Annotated in this window: 1 pseudogene; it reads right to left on the bottom strand. The window is 63.7% G+C overall.

Going from position 1 to position 1,376, the window contains the following annotated elements:
* Window positions 1–580: 580 nt before the first annotated feature.
* Window positions 581–1,376: pseudogene (locus FLV34_RS43155) on the bottom strand (hypothetical protein); the annotation flags it as partial.

The following is a 1,376-nucleotide window of genomic DNA, read 5'->3' as shown; positions in this document are numbered from 1 at the left end:
GGGGCGGCGATCGCCGCGGAGGCCAGCAGGCCGGCCGCGACCCCGCCCAGAGCGAGAGTGCGCTTCATAACTTTCTCCTGGTCTGTCGTGAGGCGTCACCTGCGCCCCATCCGTCAGTGAGGAACGAGGAGAAAGTTATAGGAGGAAATGCGGTGGCGTAAGAGGGTTTGCGACAAGGCTTTTGCGGGGAGAGGCGCACGCGCGCGGCATAACTGTGTGAGGGACGGATCGTTTTGGCTGATCATGAGCGCGCCTCGGGCCTTTCCGTCACGCTCCGCGTTGGACCGATATAACGGCCTGTGTGATGTAAATCACATCATTGGATGAAACCGGGGAGGTGCCTGATCACGTCAGGGGGCCGTGACGGGGGCCGAACGGCGACCGCCGGCCGTCTCGGCGCAGGCCTAGGGAAATCGGATGAACGGCACCATTCGCGAGATGGAAGGTCGAATGGTGATTGTTTTCGCCTGATGCCCTATTCGGGCGATATCCCGACAAGGTGCGGGGTGTTTCGGGCAATGGAAAAGGGCCCGGCTGGAAGCCGGGCCCTTTCCTTGACTCTGCGTTACTGGGGGGTTGATCAGACGATCTTGCCGGACCAGTTGGCAGCAGCGGCCTTGTAGACGCCCAGGGTCTCACCGTCGAAGTACGGGGAGACGTTGGTGTCGATCCGGCCGTTGCCGTCGGTGTCGGAGACCGCGATGGTCACACCGTTGAGGTAGCCGAGCCGCTTGGCGTTGCTGTAGCGGTAGAGCCAGGACGAACCGATGGAGCCCTCGCCGGTGAAGGAGGACTTGATGCCCACCAGCTCCTCGGCCTTCAGGGACGGCGCAGCCGCCTTGAAGGTCTTGCCGTAGGCCCACTTCTGGGTCTTGCCCGAGAAGGCGTAGTTGCCGTCCGGGTGCGACCCGCTCGGGTAACCGAACTCGAAGACGGCCGTGCCGATCTTCTGGTTGTAGGCCAGACCCTGACCGCCCACGTTCGAGCCCAGCGAGCCGACGTCCTTGAGGCCGATCGACAGCTTCACGCCGACGACCTTGTAGCCGATGATCTTCGGGGTCTGCGACGGGGACGGCGTCGGGTGGTTGCCCTTCCTCCAGCCGAAGTTGCCAGCGGGCTTGTTGCCGCCCTCGTAGACCGGCACGACCGCGAGCTTCGACAGCGCCGTGGTCTTGTCGGCCTGGAGCTTCTTCAGCGCCCGGTCGGCCTGCCACTTGAACTTGTAGGTCTCCGACTCGTACTTGCCGCCGCTGGTGCCACCCTCGGTGGGCAGAACGCCGTTGTAGACCGTGACGAACGCGTAGTCGCGGTCGCCGTCCTCGTACACGCTGTAGTCGTAGTGCGTGTAAGCGGTCTTACCGACGTAGATGCCCCAG

It is taken from the genome of Microbispora sp. CSR-4 (assembly GCF_008033685.1).
Lineage (GTDB): Bacteria > Actinomycetota > Actinomycetes > Streptosporangiales > Streptosporangiaceae > Microbispora.
Note: the sequence above shows the minus strand (reverse complement) of the source record. Positions and strands in the feature narration are given on the sequence as shown.